This is a genomic window from Rhodanobacter lindaniclasticus, from assembly GCF_004799035.1.
GTDB lineage: Bacteria > Pseudomonadota > Gammaproteobacteria > Xanthomonadales > Rhodanobacteraceae > Rhodanobacter > Rhodanobacter lindaniclasticus.
Genome location: NZ_MWIO01000025.1, coordinates 126,022 through 142,581, shown reverse-complemented (window position 1 = coordinate 142,581; position 16,560 = coordinate 126,022). Strand labels below are relative to the sequence as shown.

Below are 16,560 nucleotides of genomic sequence, written 5' to 3'. Positions count from 1 at the left end.
GGGCGCCGATGTTGTGGGCCTGCATAGCGTTGCCGCAGTTGGCACTGGACGGTGTCCTCCGTCGTCGTGCGGACGCGGGCCCGCTGGTACTGGTGGCCGGCACCGGACATGCGCGCAGCATCGTGGCGGCGAACGCGGCCGCGCGCGAGGCCGGCCTGCGCGTGGGTCAGCGACTGAGCGCGGCGCAGGCGCTCTTGGCGCAATTCGAGGCCTTGCCGTACCAGCCTGAGCGGGTCGATCAGTGGCATCGGTTCCTGGCCGCGGTGGCCTATCGCTACAGCGCCGAGGTAAGCCTGCTGCCCCACGCGATCGTGCTGGAGGTCAGCCGCAGCCTGAACCTGTTCGGTTCGTGGCCGCGGCTGGAAAGCCTGCTGCGCGCCGATCTCGATGCGCTGGGTTTTCGCCACCGGATCAGTGCCGCACCGACGCCGCATGCGGCGCATGTGCTGGCCGGCGTCGCCGACGGCCAGGCGGTGCTCACCGACGAACAACTGCGCCACGCGCTGCAGTGCATCCCGCTGGCGCGGAGTCGCCTGCCCGCGGTGGCGGCCGACGCCTTGCCGGGCATGGGCATCCGCACGCTGGGCCAGCTGCTGGCGCTGCCGCGCGACGGCCTGCGCCGGCGTTTCGGTGCGGAGTTGCTGCTCGCGCTGGATCGCCTGACCGGCGCGGCCCCGGCCGGCCTGGAAGCGTATCGGCCACCCGACCGCTTCGACCTGCGCATCGAGCTGACGCACGAAGTCGAAGCCATCGGCGCGCTGGTCTTCCCGCTGCGTCGCATGACGTCCGATCTGTCCGCCTACCTGGCCGGTCGCGACGGCGGCGTGCAGCGTTTCACGTTGCAGCTGGAACATCGCGAGGGACACACCGAAGTGAAGGTGGGCCTGCTCGCGCCCGAACGCGAGGCCGGCATGCTGTTCGAACTGGCGCGCGCGCGGCTGGAGCAGGTGCAACTGCCGCAGCCGGTCATCGCCATGCGCCTGCTTGCGCGCGATCTGCCTGCTTTCGTGCCGGCCGGGCGTGACCTGTTCGACGAGCGTCCCGCCAACGCGTTGCCGATCGAACAGTTGCGCGAACGCCTGCGTGCGCGGCTGGGCGATCGCGCCGTGCATCAACTGGGCAGCACCACCGATCCGCGGCCCGAGCTGGCGCAGAAAGTGACGGCCCACGATGACGGCTGGCAGGAACCCTCGCCGCGACCGACCTGGCTGTTCGAGCGGCCGATTCCGCTGCGCGGCCCCGCGCCGCAGATCCTGGCCGGCCCCGAGCGGCTGGAAACCGGCTGGTGGGATGGCGGCGAGGTGTGCCGCGACTACTACGTGGTGGAAACCGCGCAAGGTCAGCGCGGCTGGGCATTCTGTGCGCCGGGCGAGCGCGACGGCTGGATGCTGCACGGCTGGTTCGCATGAACGCGTATGCCGAGCTGCATTGCCTGTCGAACTTCTCGTTCGGCCGCGGCGCGTCCAGCGCGCGCGAACTGTTCGAGCGCGCGAAAGTTTGCGGCTACGAGGCGCTGGCGATCACCGACGAGTGCTCGCTGGCCGGCATCGTGCGTGCGCTGGAAGCCTCGCGCGCCACCGGCGTCAAACTGATCGTCGGCGCCGAATTCCAGCTCGATGACGGCCCCGGACTGGTGCTGCTGTGCGAGAACAAGGCCGGCTATACCGCGTTGTGCGGCCTGATCACCCGCGGCCGCCGCGCCTCGGTCAAGGGCACTTATCGCCTGCATCGCGCCGATCTCGCCGATGGCGTGCCGGGCACCTTCGCGCTGTGGCTGCCCGGGCGCGAGCCCGATGTCGCCCACGGCCGCTGGATGCGCGACACCTTCGCCGGGCGTGCGTGGCTGGCGGTGGAGTTGCATCACGGGCCGGACGACGCCGGGCGCCTGCGCGAGCTGCAGCGACTCGGGCACAGCCTCGACCTGCCGCCGGTCGCCGCCGGCGACGTGCACATGCATGTGCGTCGCCGGCTGGCGCTGCAGAACACGCTGACCGCGATCCGCCATTGCGTGCCGCTGGCCGAAGCCGGCGTGCTGATCTTCCGCAACGGCGAGCGCCACCTGCGCCGGCGCGAGGCGCTGGCGGCGATCTACCCTGCCGCGCTGATGCATGAAAGCACCGCCATCGCCGCGCGCTGCACGTTCAGCCTCGACGAACTGAAATACCGCTATCCCGCCGAGCTGGTGCCGGCCGGCCACAGCGCCAGCAGCTGGCTGCGCCATCTCACCGAGCGAGGCATGCGCTGGCGCTGGCCGAATGGCGTGCCGGAGAAGGTTCGCGCACAGATCGAGCACGAACTGGGACTGATCGAGGAGCTGCAGTACGAGTCCTATTTCCTCACCGTGCACGACATCGTGCACTTCGCCCGCAGTCAGAAGATTCTCTGCCAAGGCCGCGGCTCGGCGGCCAACTCCGCCGTGTGTTTCGCGCTCGGCGTCACCGAGGTCGACCCGGCGCGGATGAACCTGCTGGTGGAGCGGTTCATCAGCAAGGAGCGCAACGAGCCGCCCGACATCGACGTGGATTTCGAGCACGAGCGGCGCGAGGAGGTGATCCAGTACATCTATGCCAAGTACGGTCGCGAGCGCGCCGCGCTGGCGGCCACGGTAATCTGCTATCGCGGCAGGAGCGCCGTGCGCGACGTGGCCAAGGCGCTGGGCCTGCCGCCGGATCAGGTGGATCAGTTGAGCGGCATCTTCGGCTGGCGCGGCGGCGACGCCTCGCTGGACGAACGCCTGCGCGAACACGGCTTCGATCCGCAGGGTGCGGTGCTGCGCCGGGTGCTGAAACTCACCGCCGAGTTGCGCGACATGCCGCGGCACCTGTCGCAGCACGTCGGCGGTTTCGTGATCAGCGACGCGCCGCTGGCCGAGCTGGTGCCGGTGGAAAACGCGGCGATGGCCGATCGCACCATCATCCAGTGGGACAAGGACGACCTCGACACCATGCGCCTGCTCAAGGTCGATTGCCTGGCGCTGGGCATGCTCAGTTGCGTGCGCCGTTGCCTGGATCTGCTGCGCGCCCATCGCGGCCAGGATTACAGCCTGGCGACGCTGCCGGCCGAAGACCCGCAAACGTACGAGATGATCCAGCGTGCCGACACCGTCGGCGTGTTCCAGATCGAGAGCCGCGCGCAGATGGCGATGCTGCCGCGGCATCGCCCGGAAAATTTCTACGACCTGGTGATCCAGGTGGCGATCGTGCGGCCCGGCCCGATCCAGGGCGACATGGTGCATCCGTACCTGCGCCGTCGGCGCGGCGAGGAGCCGGTGGACTATCCGTCGGAGGATCTGAAGGCGGTATTCGAACGCACCCTGGGCGTGCCGCTGTTCCAGGAGCAGGTGATGAAGCTGGCGATCGTGGCGGCCGGTTACACGGCCGGCGAAGCCGACCAGCTGCGCCGCGCGATGGCGGCGTGGAAACGTCATGGCGGCATGGAGCACCATCGCGAGCGGATCATCCGCGGCATGCTCGAACGCGGTTACACCGCCGAGTTCGCGGCGCGATTGTTCGAGCAGATCAAGGGCTTCGGCAGCTACGGTTTTCCCGAGAGTCATGCGGCCAGCTTCGCCGGCATCGTCTATGCCAGCTGCTGGCTGAAATGCCACGAGCCGGCCGCGTTCGCCTGCGCCCTGCTCAACGCGCAGCCGATGGGTTTCTACGGGCCCAGCCAGATCGTGCAGGACGCGCAGCGCCACGGCATCGCGGTGCGCCCGGTCGACGTGCGCCACAGCGACTGGGACTGCACGCTGGAGGACGACGCACGCGATCAGCCGGCGCTGCGGATCGGGCTGCGCCAAGTGCGCGGTTTTCGCGAAGACGTCGCCGAACGGATGTCGGCGGCGCGCGCCGCGCGTGCCTTCGTCGACGTGACGGATCTGTGCGCCCGCACCGGCATCGACCGCCGCCAGCAGGAACTGCTGGCCGAGGCGGGCGCCTTGCGCGGCCTGGCGGGTCATCGCCATCGGGCGAAGTGGGCGGTGGCCGGCGTCGAGCCGCAGCTGCCGCTGTTCGGACGCGCCAGCCCGGCGGAAGAGGCCATCGTGCTGCCGGTGCCGTCGGTCGCGGAAAACCTGCAGTCGGACTATGCGCGTACCGGCCTCAGCCTCGGCCCGCATCCGCTGCAACTGATCCGTTCGCGCCTGCGCGCGGCGCGTTTCGCCGACTCGCGCAGCCTGCGAGGCCAGCGGCATCAGAGCCTGGTGCGCGCCGCCGGCCTGGTCACCCAGCGCCAGCGCCCGCAGACCGCCAGCGGGGTCACCTTCATCACCATCGAAGACGAGCACGGCGCCATCAACGTGGTGGTCTGGAGCCAGGTCGCCGAGCGGCAGCGGCGCGCGTATCTGGAGGCGCGCCTGCTCGGCGTGGAAGGGCAATGGGAGTGCGTCGACGGCGTGGCCCACCTGATCGCCCGGCGGCTCACCGACATGAGCGCGTGGCTGGGCGAGCTGGACAGTCGCTCGCGCGATTTCCATTGAATGTTCCGCGTGCGCAACCCGTGCGCTGTCGCGCGCCGCGGAATCGGGTAGGCTGACGCCACCGTCGCGACCGGCATGGGGATGCCGTCGCGCGGTTCTCTTTCCAATCCGGGGGATTTATGGGTACTTCTTCATTGGCTGCATTGGCCGGCATGGGCCTGTTCGCCATGCTGGTGATGCTGGTGGTTTACATCCTGGTGGGCGCGCTGATCCTCAGCGTGTCCTTTCGCCTGGTGGTCGGCTTCATGCCTTCCTACCTGCGTGCGCTGGCCGCAGTGGTACTGGCCTGGATCGCGACCTTCGTGGTTTCGCTGGTCCTGCGCATGATCCTGCCCGCCAGCGCGGGCGGCCTCCTGTCGCTGGCGGCGTTGTTCCTGGTCGGTGCGGCGGTGGTGAACTACCTGCTGCTGGCCGCCGACGGCAGCCAGATCGGCTACGGCAAGGCGTGCGTGGTGCAACTGGTCTACATGGTGATCGGCTTCGTGCTGGCGCTGCTGATCGGCTTCATCGTCATGTCGATGTTCGGCGCGGCGCTTCTCGGCCACTGATCCGACGTGCCGGTGCGCGGCGCGGGCCAGTCCGCGTCGCGCACCGTTGGACTACACCAGCGTGGTGGCCACGCCGAAACCGACCGCCATGCTCACGGCCACTGCCATGCAGGCGCTGCCGGGGCGGATGCGACGGGCGTCGATGCGCGGCACCAGCCGCCACAACAGGATCGCGCCGATCAGCATGTCCAGCACCAGCACGACGCGCAGCAGGCCCGAGTGCAGCAGGCCGTCGTAGGGCGGGTGCAGGGCGCCTTCGTAGACGGCCACCAGGAATACCAGCAGCAGGCCGGCCATGGTCCACAGCAGGCAGGCGAGGTAGATGCGGTTGAACACCACCGCGCAGCGTTCGGTCCAGCGCATTACCGACCAGCCGATCAGCGCGAACACCAGCGCCGCCATGCTGCTGTAGAGCACCCACCAGAGCAGGGTGCTGGTTGCCGCGAGCACGCTGTTCATGTGACTTGCTTGAACCCCAGTTTGCGATACAGCTTGGACATCAGCCACGCCGGACCGACCAGCAGGTAGGACAGGTCGGTGAGGAAGCTGGGTTTGCGCCCCTCGTACTTGTGCCCGATGAACTGGCCGATCCAGGCCACCACGAACACGCCGACCGCCCACCACGCCAGCGTCTGCGCGCCCAGCCGCCAGTACAGGAAGTTGGTGAGCAGGCCCAGCACGGCGAAGGCGATCAGCAGGCCCACCGCCAGCCGGTGCGAACGCTTCCAGTACCAGTAGAACGCCAGCACCATCACCAGCACCGCCCACGAGCCGGGGCGCAGTGCGGTGAACGGTACCGGGGTTGCCCACAACAGCGCGATCACCGACCACACGATCGGCGGCACGCAGAACCAGTGGAACATCTGGTTGGTCGGGTCTCGATGGTCGGCGCTGTAACTGTCGATCCAGTCCTGCATGGTGCGCATGAGCGTTCCCCCTCGATGAAACCTCAGTCGAGCCGGATGCCGGCCAGCTTGTGCAGCGCCTCGGCGTACTTGGCGGCGGTGCGCGCGATCACCTCGTCCGGAATCACCGGGCCGGGCGCGGTCTTGTTCCAGTCCTGCGTCTCCAGCCAGTCGCGCACGAACTGCTTGTCGTAGCTGGGCGGGCTGATGCCGACCTTGTATTCGTCGGCAGGCCAGAAACGCGAGGAATCCGGGGTCAGCATCTCGTCCATCACGTAGAGCTTGCCGTTCGCGTCGGTGCCGAACTCGAACTTGGTGTCGGCGATGATGATGCCGCGCTCGGCCGCGTAGGCGGCGGCCCAGCGGTAGATCGCCAGGGTGGCGTCGCGCACCTGGCCGGCGAGATCGGCGCCCACCGCGTCCACCACGGCATCGAAGCTGACGTTCTGGTCGTGGTCGCCCACGGCGGCCTTGGTCGAGGGCGTGAAGATCGGTTCGGGCAACTGCTGCGCCTGCTGCAGGCCGGCCGGCAGCGCGATGCCGCACAGCGCGCCGGTGGCCCGGTAATCCTTCCAGCCCGAGCCGATCAGGTAGCCGCGCGCGATGCATTCCACCGGCACCGGCTTCAGCCGCCGCGTCACCACGGCGCGCTTTTCGTACAGCTTGAGGTCGGTGCCGGGTGGCAGCACCTCGGCCAGCGGCACGTCGAGCAGGTGGTTCGGCACCAGATGCGCGGTCTTGCCGAACCAGAAGTTGGAGATCTGGGTCAGCATCTCGCCCTTGCCCGGGATCGGGTTGGGCATCACCACGTCGAACGCCGACAGCCGGTCGGTGGCCACCATCAGCAGCCGTGCATCGTCCAGCGCGTAGACATCGCGCACCTTGCCGCGATGGATCAGCTCGAGGCCGGGCAGGTTCGATTGGGGCAGGGTGGTGGGCACGGCGGGTTCCACGAGACGGGAAGTGCCTATTGTAGCGACTGCCGGCATGGCGCCGGGAACGCGCCGCCGGGCCGATCGGGTGCACTGCTAGAATTGGCATCCTTTGGCCCCATGTGTTGCCGATGCGCATATTCCTGATCGCGGCGTTTTGCCTGGCCGCCTTGCCCAGCCTTGCCCAATCTGCCTCCCGGCCCGATCGGCTCGGCCTGTGCGCGGCCTGCCACGGCGAGACCGGACAGGCGCACATGCCCGGTGTGCCGAACCTGGCCGGGCAGCGGCTGGATTACCTGCGCGACGCGCTGAAGCAGTACCGCGACGGCCGCCGCGACGTGCCGGTGATGCGCGCGGCGATCGGCCCGCTGAACGCCGCCGAGCTCGATGCGCTGGCACGCTGGTACAGCGCGCAGGCGGCCGCGCCGGCGCAGGTGCAGCCATGAGTTTCACCTACACGATCTGGTTCGGCATCTTCGGCCTGCTGGTCGGCCACATGCCGGGCGCGGTGGTCGGTGCGGTGATCGGTTTCATCTTCGACAACCTGCGCCACAGCCAGCGCCGCCAGGCCACGCCCGAGGCCGGCGGTTTCGTCGGCCCGCTGTTCACCCTGCTCGGCGCGGTGGCCAAGTCCGACGGTCGCGTGTCCGAGGCCGAGATCGCGGTGGCCGAACGCCTGATGACGCGCATGGGCCTGACCGCCGAGCAGCGCGCGCAGGCGGTGGCCAGCTTCAACGCGGGCAAGCAGCCGGAGTTCGACGTCACCCGCACCATCGCCGAGTTGCGCAGTTGGGTCGGCCTGCGCCGCGATCATGCGTTTCCGGTGCTGGACGTGGTGATCGAGACGGTGCTGTCCGAAGGCAACCCGGGGCCGGAGAAGATGTCGATCCTGCGCCAGCTCGCCTTCGCGCTGCGCGTCAGCGACATGGAGCTGATGGCGCTGATGGCGATGAAAGGCTACGCCTGGAACGGCGGGGCCGGCGGTACGCGCGGCAGCCGCCAGCAGTACGGCCACAGCGGCGGCTACGTGCCGCCGCAGCGCGCGCCGCAGGGGCCCGACCCCTATGCCGTGCTGGGCATCGACCGCAATGCCGACGAGCGCGCCATCAAGCGCGCCTATCGCAAGCTGATTTCCGAGCACCACCCCGACCGCCTCGGCGACCTGCCCGAAGACATGCGCAAGCGCGCCGAATCGCGCGCCAGCGAGATCAACGCGGCCTACGACCGCATCAAGGAAGCAAGAGGATTCAAGTAGGAGCCCGCTTGCGGGCGATGCTCTTGCCTTTGCTTTTGCGAATCCCCCATCCCGAATTCACCGCCCCGGGCTTGTCGAAGGGCCGAAGCCCGGTTCCAGAAGCATCGCCCGCAAGCGGGCTCCTACAATAGACGTCACCTTCGCCGCCCGGTAGCCGCCATGCCCAAGCAGAGCCCCATCATCGCCCCGTCCATCCTCGCCGCCGATTTTGCCCGGCTGGGCGAAGACACGGCTGCGGCACTCGCCGCCGGTGCCGACTGGGTGCATTTCGACGTGATGGACAACCACTACGTGCCGAACCTCACGATCGGTCCGATGGTGCTCGCCTCGCTGCGCAAATACGGCATCACCGCGCCGATCGACGTGCACCTGATGGTCAAGCCGGTCGATCGCATCGTGCCGGACTTCGCCAAGGCCGGCGCCAGCCTGATCAGCTTCCATCCGGAGGCGAGCGAGCACATCGACCGCACGCTGGGCCTGATCAGGGAGTCCGGTTGCCAGGCCGGGCTGGTGTTCAACCCGGCCACGCCGCTGGACCATCTCGATTACGTGATGGACAAGCTGGACATGATCCTGATCATGTCGGTGAACCCCGGTTTCGGCGGCCAGAAATTCATCCCCGGCACGCTGGACAAGCTGCGCCAGGCGCGCGAGCGGATCGAGGCCAGCGGCCGCGCGATCCGGCTGGAGGTCGACGGCGGCGTCACTGCCGACAACATCGGCGCGATCGCGGCCGCCGGCGCCGACACCTTCGTCGCCGGCTCGGCGATCTTCCACGCGAAGGATTACGCGGCCGAGATCGCCGCCATGCGCAAGGCGATCGGTTGAGGATGTCCGCCGCCATGCACAAGGCGATCGGCTGAGGATGTCCGCCGCCGTGCGCAAGGCGATCGACTAGCCAGGCGGCGCAAGGAAAAAATCCCGGTGCCGGGAGAGGCACCGGGATAAACGTCGTCGGGGACGCAAGGGGGAAACACCATGGATTGGCGTGTGCCGGTGCGAGCCCTGCTCAGGAGTACACAGAACCCGCACCGGCACGTTCCACGGCAAAGAGGAACGTCGCCAATCACTTGATCCGACCCGGTCGCTGCCGGTTGGTTCCCGTCGCGGTGGCCGAATTGCCAACTGCGTCGTTCAGGTTCGCTGCGCAGGCCGCGGCTGCAGCCGGCCGGATCGGGCCTGCGCGCGGGCGTTCAGCCACTGCGTCAGCGCGACCCTGGCGTGGATCCACACCGCATCGAGGCCCAGTCCGGCGGCCAGCAGCAGGCTGCCGACCATCAACCAGTGACGCCATGTGTGCGAAATCCGTATTGCTGCATGCATGCCGGTGCCCTCCTGTCGTTCGAGCCACGTCTGCATTGCCGCATGCGCGAAGGTCGCGCGGGAGCCGCGCCAACGGCGGCATCCGGGCCAGTCGTGGCAAATGGCGGGCAGCACGCGCGCGCGCAAAAAAAGCCCCTCGCAGGCGAGGGGCAAGCAACCACCAGGGGGAGGAACACGGTTACAGCGGTTGCCAGTCGGGATCGGTTTCGTCCTGGCCCGCGTCCGGCGCGATTCCCTTCGCGCCGGGCGCGCGGACGACTTCCACCACGGCAAACGGATTGAGCTTGGACAGATGACGGAACATGGCGCGCCTCCTTCAGAAGAAGCCGACCAGCAGGCCCAGCAGCAGGGCGCCCAGCGCCAGGCCGGTGCGCAGCGGCTCGAAGCCATGCAGTTCGGCGCGGGGATCGTGTTCGTCGGGGCGGGTATCCATGATCGACCTCGTGATGGAGTGCGTGGATCACATCAAAGCCTCCGTCGCGGCGCGGGCGCCGACCGCTGCCGGGCGATTTGCCGCCGGTTTGTGGCAAATCGCTGGCAGCACGGTGCGACCGCTTGCGCCCGCGCGGCGCGCATAGCACGCTGCAACCACCATCCAGGGAGTGCGCCATGGGCCGCAGCATTGCCATCGTCGAAGACGAACCGTTGATCCGCGCCAACTACGTCGAGGCGCTGAACCGTTTCGGCTACGACGCGCGCGGTTATGGCTCGCGCCAGGAAGCGTCCAGCGCGTTCGCGATGAAGTTGCCCGAGCTGGTCATCATCGACATCGGCCTGGGCGACGAGCCGGAGGGCGGCTTCGACCTGTGCCGCGAACTGCGCGCGAAATCGTCGACGCTGCCGCTGATCTTCCTCACCGCGCGCGATTCGGATTTCGACGTGATCTCCGGCCTGCGCCTGGGCGCCGACGACTACCTCAGCAAGGACACCAGCCTGCACCAGCTGGCCGCACGCATAGCCGCGCTGTTCCGCCGGATCGAGTCGCTGAAGGCGCCGGCCTCCAGCGAGACGGTGCTCGAGCACGGCCCGCTGAAGCTGGAATCCGAGCGCATGCGCATCACCTGGAACGGCGAGGAGATCCCGCTCACCGTCACCGAGTTCTGGATGGTGCACACGCTGGTGCGCTTCCCCGGCCACGTGAAGAACCGCGACCAGCTGATGCGTGAGGCGGAGCTGGTGGTGGACGACGCCACGATCACCTCGCACATCAAGCGCATCCGCAAGAAGTTCGTTGCGGTGGCGCCCGAGTTCGACGCGATCGAGACCGTGCATGGCGTGGGCTACCGGTGGAAGCCGTGAGCGCGCGTCTGTGCGTGGCGCTGGCACTGTTGTTCTGCGCGGCGCTGACTTGGGCGACCGGCACCGGCGACGACGTGCTGGCCCGCGGCGCCCGCGACGGCAACGCGCCGGCCTGGACGATCGCGGTGGCTTCACCGCCGGGCTGGACGCGCGACTGTTGCACCTACGCCCAGGCGATCGGCGTCAACGCGGTGCTGTATCAGGGCGAGTGGAGCGGCAAGCCGCAGCGGGTCATGGTGCTGAACGTGTGGCCGCGCGTGCTGCCCAGCGTGGCCGCCGAGATACAGGCCGACCGCAAGCGCTATCTCCAGCTCGACCCCGCCGGCAAGACCACCAGCTTCGCCGTGCGTCATCCCGACATGTCCTGCGAGGCCAGCGTCTACGAAGGCAGTGATCATGTCGACGACGTGCTGGTGTTCTGCGATCCCGGCCAGGCCAGCGGCATCCGCTACAGCTGGTCGATGGCCTTCGACGACGGCGACCCCACGCGCCGTGCGTTGCTGGATGACTTCATGCGCGTGGTGATGGCCTCGCACTACCAGCGCGCCGCGGCGCCGGCCGATGCCCGCTGAGCGACGGACCGGAGCGGCATGAGCCTGCGCCGCAAGCTGCTGCTGGTAGCGCTGTGCACGCTGGCGCTGCCGATCGCCGGCTGGTTCGACGTGCGCCAGATGGAATCGCTGCTGCGCGATGGCCAGGCCCAGGCGCTGGTGGCCTCGGCGCAGGTGGTGGCGCGCAGCCTGGTGGTGACCCGTGCGTTGCCGCCGGCCGAGGGCCCGGGCTGGTACGTGCAGGAGGCGCCCACGCCGATCACCGTCGACGGCTACGGCGACGACTGGGCGCCGCTGACGCCGTGGAGCCAGCCGTTCGCGCGACGCGGACAGTTGCTGCTGGCCGAGGACGCGGACGGCTTCTACCTGCACGCGCAGGTGGCCGACACCCATCGCACCCGCGCCGATGCCGAAGACGCGAACGCGCTGCTGGCCGATCACCTGATCCTGGCCTTGGGCAACGCCGCCGGACAGCGGCGCTACCTCCTGGCCAGCGCCGCGCCGGGACCGCTGCAGGCGTTGCCGCTGGACCCGCCGGTGCCCGGCCTGCCCGATCAGCTCGGCGCGCGCTGGCAGGAGGATGGCAGCGGCTACCAGGTCGAGCTGCGCCTGCCGCCGCAACCGGCGCTGAGCCGCCTGGGCATCGGCGCCTACGATGCCGGCAGCGGCGGTGATCGGCTGGTGGTCGAGTCGCGCCCGTTGCACCGCTACTCGCCCGCACTCTCCGGCGAGCTGGCGCAGCTGGTGCCGGCGGGCGTGCAGGCGCGCGTGCTGTCACCGGCCGGCTGGTTGCTCGCGCGCAGCGGCCGACTGCATGGCAGCAGCGCGGCCGAGCGCGATCCCGGCTGGTTCGCCTCGCTGGTCTATCGCTCGCTGCTGGCCACTCGCCTGGACGACGCCAACCTGTGGGCGCAGGACGTGCCGCGGCTGGATACCCGCGAAGTGGAGCATGCGCGCGCCGGCCACGCGGTCAGCCGCTGGCGCCACGGCGAGGAGCGCGGCAGCGTGATACTGGCCGCCGCGGTGCCGATCGAGCGGGCCGGCCAGGTCGAGGGCGTGCTGCTGCTGGAGCAGGCCAGTCGCACCGTGCCGCTGCTGGCCAACCGTGCGCTGTTCGGCGTGCTGCTGACCAGCTTCGGCGTGCTGCTGCTGGCCGGCGGCATCCTGCTGGCGTTCGCCACCCGGCTCAGCCTGCGCCTCGCGCGGCTGCGCAACGCCGTCGAGCGGGCGCAACGCAACGATGGACGTCTGGACGGCCAATTGAATCCCGACCGCTTTCCGATGATCGACGCGCCGGACGAGATCGGCGATCTCGCCCGCAGCTTCGAGAAGCTGTTCGTGGCGGTGGGAAGTTACACCGATTACCTGCGCACGCTGGCCTCGAAGCTGTCGCACGAGCTGAACACGCCGCTGGCGATCGTGAAGTCCTCGCTGGACAACCTGGAGCACGCACTGCAGCAGCACGCCGCGCTGCCGGAGCCGGCCAAGCCTTACCTGGAACGCGCCCGCGACGGCGTGGCGCGGCTGGGTGCGCTGGTGCGGGCGATGAGCGAATCGAGCCGGATGGAGCGCTCGATCGAAGCGGCCGAGCCGGAGGATGTCGACCTGCGCGACGTGGTGCGCGGCTGCGCCGACGGCTACCGTCCGCTGATCGGCACGCGCCGGCTCGATTGCCGGTTGCCGGAGGCGCCGTTGCCGCTGCACGGCGCGCCCGAACTGATCGCGCAGGCGCTGGACAAGCTGCTCGACAACGCGCTCTCGTTCACCCCCGAGCATGGCTGGCTGCGGCTGAGCCTGCGCGCACTCGACGGTGGCGCCGAGATCGAGCTGGCCAACCAGGGGCCACCGCTGCCCGCGGCGATGCAGGGCCGCTTGTTCGACTCGCTGGTCAGCCTGCGCGACAAGACCACTCCCGGCGAGGCGCCGCACCTGGGCCTGGGGCTGTACGTGGTGCGCCTGGTCGCCGAGCGCCACGGCGGCAGCGTCATCGCGCGCAACCTCGACGACGGCAGCGGTGTGGCGTTCACCCTGACCCTGCGCGGCATGCCGCGGCATCGGCTGGGCGGTTAAAGCTTCGCCGCCGTTTGCCGCTACCCGGACATCTCGGCTTCCCGCGGAAATGTCGCCATGGATGTCCCCAGTCTCAGCCGGCAACCCTATCGTCGCCCGCCGTTGTTGCGCGCCACCGATCCGCAACGCATGAACTGGCTGTGGCGACTGGTGTGCGAGCTGGCCGAGTTGCGTCCCGCGGACGTGGTCGAAGCGCTGCATGCCGCGCAGATTCCGGTCGACCTGGCGCGTGCGCGCAGCTGGGTGGTCAGCGATCGCGACGACAACTTTTTTCCGATCTCGATCGCCGAACTGGAACGCAACGTGCGGGCGCTGCTGGCCTTGCGTGAGGTGATGCGCGAGAACGAGGCGCTGCTTGCCGCCACCGGCGGGTCAGCGGCGGCTGCCGATCGGCCGCCACAGGAGAGGGACGCCGTCCCCGAAACCGCCTGACGCTCAGCCCTGCGGGGACGATCTCGCCGCCGCTGGCATGGCCGCCGCGTTACCTGCATGGGCTGGTGGCGCGCTGGTGGCCGTGGCTGGCATCGCGCTGGATGCCGGGGCTGGTGCCGCACTGGCTGCCGCGGCTGGAGCGGTGATGATCGAGGCTGCCGCGGGCAGGGTGGCCGTGCCGCCGGCTGCGGGGGCCGAAGTCGCTGGCGCTGGCGTCGGGCTGGCACCCGCTGCCGCCGCCGAAGCGGCAGGGACCGGAGCCGCCCCGACCGACGTCGTCGACCCCGGTCCGGTCGTGGCGTTGTCCGCAGGGTGCGAGGCGTGGGCGACCGGCGCGGGTGGCGGGGTGTCATCGACGCGGCTGTCGGCCATCCAGTGCAGGTAGGCCCAGGCAGCCACGCCCGCGATCACCAGCAGCAACAGCAGGCGACCGTACCGTGAACGACGTGGCTGATCGGTGCCGGCTTCGGCCGGTGATTCGGCCAGCTCCTCCGCGGTGGCGGAATCTTCCCCCTCCTCCTCCTGCGCCGGATTGATCAGGGCGTCATCAGCCATCACCTCGTCGTCGAGCGTCGAGGCGGAGGCTTCCGGCGGCGACGGCTCGGTCGGCAACGGCGGCATCGAAGCCGGCGGATTGTCTTCAGTCGATGGCGCTTCCGCTTCGCCCTCCACCTGATCCGCGGGTGCCTCCACCGGCAGTTCGTCGACGGGTGCTACCACCGCCTCGTCGAAGGCCTGCGCTGGCGCGATGGTCGTCTCGTGTTCCGGTGGCTCCGGCCACGTCTCCCATGCGTGACTGCCCTGCAGCCGGTAGGGTTCGCCCGGCTCGATGAACATGTCCAGCGCCGACTGCGGCAGCGGTCCGCGGCTGCGTCCATCGCGTTCGATGTACGCCAGCCGGGCGTCGTCGGGCAGCGCGCGGGCGTCGACGTGCATGCCTTGCAGCAGTTGCGCGATACGCTCGGCGGTGGCCAGATCCAGCCGCTGGCGCACGACGCGTGGCAGGGCGGCGAGTACGCGCCGTGCGAATTCGTCCTGCTCCATCCTCAGCGCGGCCGCCACTGGCGCCCACGCCGAAGCCTCGTCCGACGCACCGGCCCGCAAGCCGCACACTACGACGCAGTACTGATCCACGCGTGGTCCCCTGTAGCCCGACCGCCGAGGTTAGACCGCTGCCGCCGGCGTATCAAGCGCGCCGCGTGGCTGCCCATGCTTCCCCTACAATGGCCGCTTCCCGTTCTGGCCATCGGAACCGCACCGTGATTTTTTCACCGACATGATCAGTCGAGACGAATTCGACGCGCTGGCCGCCCAGGGTCACACGCGCATCCCGCTGGTGCGCGAGGTGTTTTCCGACCTCGACACGCCGCTGTCGGTGTACCTGAAGCTGGCCGACGGGCCGTACACCTTCCTGTTCGAATCGGTCGAGGGCGGCGCCACCTGGGGGCGCTATTCGATCATCGGGCTGCCGGCGAAGCGGGTGTTCCGCCTGCGCGGGCACGAGCTGGAAGTGGAGGACGCCGGCGAAGTCACCGAGCGCCGCCACCTGGACGATCCGCTGGGCGAGATCGAGAAGCTGCGCGCGCAGTACGACGTGCCGCGGCTGCCGCAACTGCCGGCGTTTTCCGGCGGCCTGGTCGGCTACTTCGGTTTCGAGACGATCGGCTACATCGAGCCGCGCCTGGCGCAATGGGATCGCGCCGACGAGCTGGGCACGCCCGACGTGCTCTTGATGCTGGCCGAGGAAGTGGCGGTATTCGACAACCTCAAGGGCCGGCTGTACCTGATCGTGCACGCCGACCCGTCGCAGCCGCACGCCTATGCGCAGGCGCAGCGGCGGCTCGACGCGCTGGTCTACCGCCTGCGCCAGGGCGGCGCCTCCTACCCGCAACTGACCAAGTCGGTCGCGCTGGACGAGAGCGATTTCAAGTCCTCGTTCACCCGGGAGGAGTTCGAGGCGATGGTCGAGCGCGCGAAGGAGTACATCCGCGCCGGCGACATCTTCCAGGTGGTGCCCTCGCAGCGCCTCTCCGTGCGCTTCAACGCACGGCCGGTCGACGTGTACCGCGCGCTGCGCGCGCTGAATCCCTCGCCGTACATGTACTTCGTCGACCTCGGCGCCACGCAGATCGTCGGTTCCTCGCCGGAGATCCTGGCGCGCCTGAAGGACGGCAAGGTGGTGGTGCGCCCGCTGGCCGGCACGCGCCGGCGCGGCGCCACGGAGGAAGAAGACCGCGCGCTGGAAGCCGAGCTGCTGGCTGACCCGAAGGAGCGCGCCGAGCACGTGATGCTGATCGACCTGGGCCGCAACGACCTCGGCCGGATCAGCGAGACCGGCAGCGTGGAAGTGAGTGACTCGTTCGCGATCGAGCGCTACTCGCACGTGATGCACATCGTCTCGCAGGTGCAGGGCAGCGTGCGCGAAGGCTTGAGCTACATGGACGTGCTGAAGGCCACCTTCCCGGCCGGCACGCTGTCGGGCGCGCCGAAGGTGCGCGCGCTGGAGATCATCCAGGAACTGGAGCCGCACAAGCGCAACATCTACGGCGGCGCGATCGGCTGGATCGGCTGGTGGGGCGACGCCGACACCGCCATCGCGATCCGCACCGCGGTGATCCACGGCGGCCGCCTGCACGTGCAGGCCGGCGCCGGCATCGTGTTCGACTCCGACCCCGCCGCCGAGTGGGAAGAGACCATGAACAAGGGCCGCGCGCTGTTCCGCGCGGTGGCGCAGGCGGCGCAGGGGCTGTAGGGCGGTCCCGGCAAAA

General features: G+C 69.4%; 17 protein-coding genes. 11 read left to right on the top strand and 6 right to left on the bottom strand.

The features are described 5' to 3' along the window. Positions 1-8 precede the first annotated feature (8 nt). From B1991_RS08535 to B1991_RS08525, 3 genes are all read left to right on the top strand, one after another. Positions 9-1,409 carry a Y-family DNA polymerase gene (locus tag B1991_RS08535; protein ID WP_136258298.1) on the top strand — a complete coding sequence of 467 codons (1,401 nt, stop codon included), beginning with the start codon at positions 9-11 and terminating at the stop codon, positions 1,407-1,409. After that, complete coding sequence (locus tag B1991_RS08530; protein WP_136258297.1) at positions 1,406-4,477, top strand: error-prone DNA polymerase; 3,072 nt, start codon at positions 1,406-1,408, stop codon at positions 4,475-4,477. The genes B1991_RS08535 and B1991_RS08530 overlap by 4 nt, the downstream gene beginning before the upstream one ends. 119 nt (positions 4,478-4,596) lie before the next feature. Next, on the top strand, positions 4,597-5,025 hold the full coding sequence (locus B1991_RS08525; RefSeq protein WP_136258296.1) for a hypothetical protein: 429 nt from the start codon (positions 4,597-4,599) through the stop codon (positions 5,023-5,025). A 51-nt stretch (positions 5,026-5,076) separates the two neighbouring features. Here the strand turns inward: B1991_RS08525 and B1991_RS08520 are convergent, their stop codons facing one another. The 3 genes from B1991_RS08520 to B1991_RS08510 are packed head-to-tail and all read right to left on the bottom strand — an operon-like array spanning position 5,077 to position 6,871. Continuing rightward, the gene (locus tag B1991_RS08520; RefSeq protein ID WP_136258295.1) at positions 5,077-5,484 is read right to left on the bottom strand and encodes a hypothetical protein; all 408 of its coding nucleotides are present in this window, start codon (positions 5,482-5,484) and stop codon (positions 5,077-5,079) included. Then, the gene (locus tag B1991_RS08515; RefSeq protein WP_136258294.1) at positions 5,481-5,951 is read right to left on the bottom strand and encodes an Mpo1 family 2-hydroxy fatty acid dioxygenase; all 471 of its coding nucleotides are present in this window, start codon (positions 5,949-5,951) and stop codon (positions 5,481-5,483) included. Before B1991_RS08515 ends, B1991_RS08520 begins: the two co-directional genes overlap by 4 nt. 23 nt (positions 5,952-5,974) lie before the next feature. After that, positions 5,975-6,871: a phosphoribosylaminoimidazolesuccinocarboxamide synthase gene (locus tag B1991_RS08510; RefSeq protein ID WP_136258293.1), complete on the bottom strand. Its 897-nt coding sequence runs from the start codon at positions 6,869-6,871 to the stop codon at positions 5,975-5,977. Between the two features lie 122 nt (positions 6,872-6,993). Here B1991_RS08510 and B1991_RS08505 point away from each other — a divergent pair, with 122 nt between their 5' ends. From B1991_RS08505 to rpe, 3 genes are all read left to right on the top strand, one after another. Continuing rightward, the gene (locus B1991_RS08505) at positions 6,994-7,308 is read left to right on the top strand and encodes a c-type cytochrome (protein WP_136258292.1); all 315 of its coding nucleotides are present in this window, start codon (positions 6,994-6,996) and stop codon (positions 7,306-7,308) included. Beyond that, positions 7,305-8,117 (top strand): co-chaperone DjlA, encoded by an 813-nt coding sequence (djlA, locus tag B1991_RS08500; RefSeq protein ID WP_136258291.1) that lies wholly within the window; start codon positions 7,305-7,307, stop codon positions 8,115-8,117. Before B1991_RS08505 ends, djlA begins: the two co-directional genes overlap by 4 nt. Positions 8,118-8,276: 159 nt before the next feature. Then, the gene (gene rpe / locus B1991_RS08495; RefSeq protein WP_136258290.1) at positions 8,277-8,945 is read left to right on the top strand and encodes a ribulose-phosphate 3-epimerase; all 669 of its coding nucleotides are present in this window, start codon (positions 8,277-8,279) and stop codon (positions 8,943-8,945) included. 306 nt (positions 8,946-9,251) lie between these two features. On the opposite strand, the gene B1991_RS08490 is transcribed toward rpe, so the two are convergent. Beyond that, complete coding sequence (locus tag B1991_RS08490) at positions 9,252-9,593, bottom strand: hypothetical protein (RefSeq protein WP_136258289.1); 342 nt, start codon at positions 9,591-9,593, stop codon at positions 9,252-9,254. A gap of 25 nt (positions 9,594-9,618) precedes the next feature. Then, positions 9,619-9,744, bottom strand: a complete 126-nt coding sequence (locus B1991_RS19080; RefSeq protein WP_281280537.1) for a hypothetical protein — start codon at positions 9,742-9,744, stop codon at positions 9,619-9,621. 305 nt (positions 9,745-10,049) lie between these two features. Between B1991_RS19080 and pdsR the strand changes: the two genes are divergently transcribed. From pdsR to B1991_RS08470, 4 genes are read left to right on the top strand one after another with little or no spacing between them, the layout of a single operon-like run. Further along, positions 10,050-10,739, top strand: coding sequence for a proteobacterial dedicated sortase system response regulator (pdsR, locus tag B1991_RS08485; RefSeq protein ID WP_136258288.1), 690 nt, complete (start codon positions 10,050-10,052; stop codon positions 10,737-10,739). Next, positions 10,736-11,311 (top strand): hypothetical protein, encoded by a 576-nt coding sequence (locus B1991_RS08480; protein ID WP_136258287.1) that lies wholly within the window; start codon positions 10,736-10,738, stop codon positions 11,309-11,311. The genes pdsR and B1991_RS08480 overlap by 4 nt, the downstream gene beginning before the upstream one ends. An 18-nt stretch (positions 11,312-11,329) precedes the next feature. Then, the gene (locus B1991_RS08475) at positions 11,330-13,360 is read left to right on the top strand and encodes an ATP-binding protein (RefSeq protein ID WP_136258286.1); all 2,031 of its coding nucleotides are present in this window, start codon (positions 11,330-11,332) and stop codon (positions 13,358-13,360) included. A 57-nt stretch (positions 13,361-13,417) separates the two neighbouring features. Further along, complete coding sequence (locus B1991_RS08470) at positions 13,418-13,792, top strand: hypothetical protein (RefSeq protein ID WP_136258285.1); 375 nt, start codon at positions 13,418-13,420, stop codon at positions 13,790-13,792. 3 nt (positions 13,793-13,795) lie between these two features. On the opposite strand, the gene B1991_RS08465 is transcribed toward B1991_RS08470, so the two are convergent. Continuing rightward, a complete protein-coding gene (locus tag B1991_RS08465; RefSeq protein ID WP_136258284.1) occupies positions 13,796-14,926 on the bottom strand; it encodes a hypothetical protein in 1,131 nt (376 codons plus the stop codon). Between the two features lie 142 nt (positions 14,927-15,068). On the opposite strand from B1991_RS08465, the gene trpE reads away from it, so the two are divergent. Continuing rightward, a complete protein-coding gene (trpE, locus tag B1991_RS08460) occupies positions 15,069-16,544 on the top strand; it encodes an anthranilate synthase component I (RefSeq protein WP_136258283.1) in 1,476 nt (491 codons plus the stop codon). Positions 16,545-16,560: the final 16 nt, after the last annotated feature.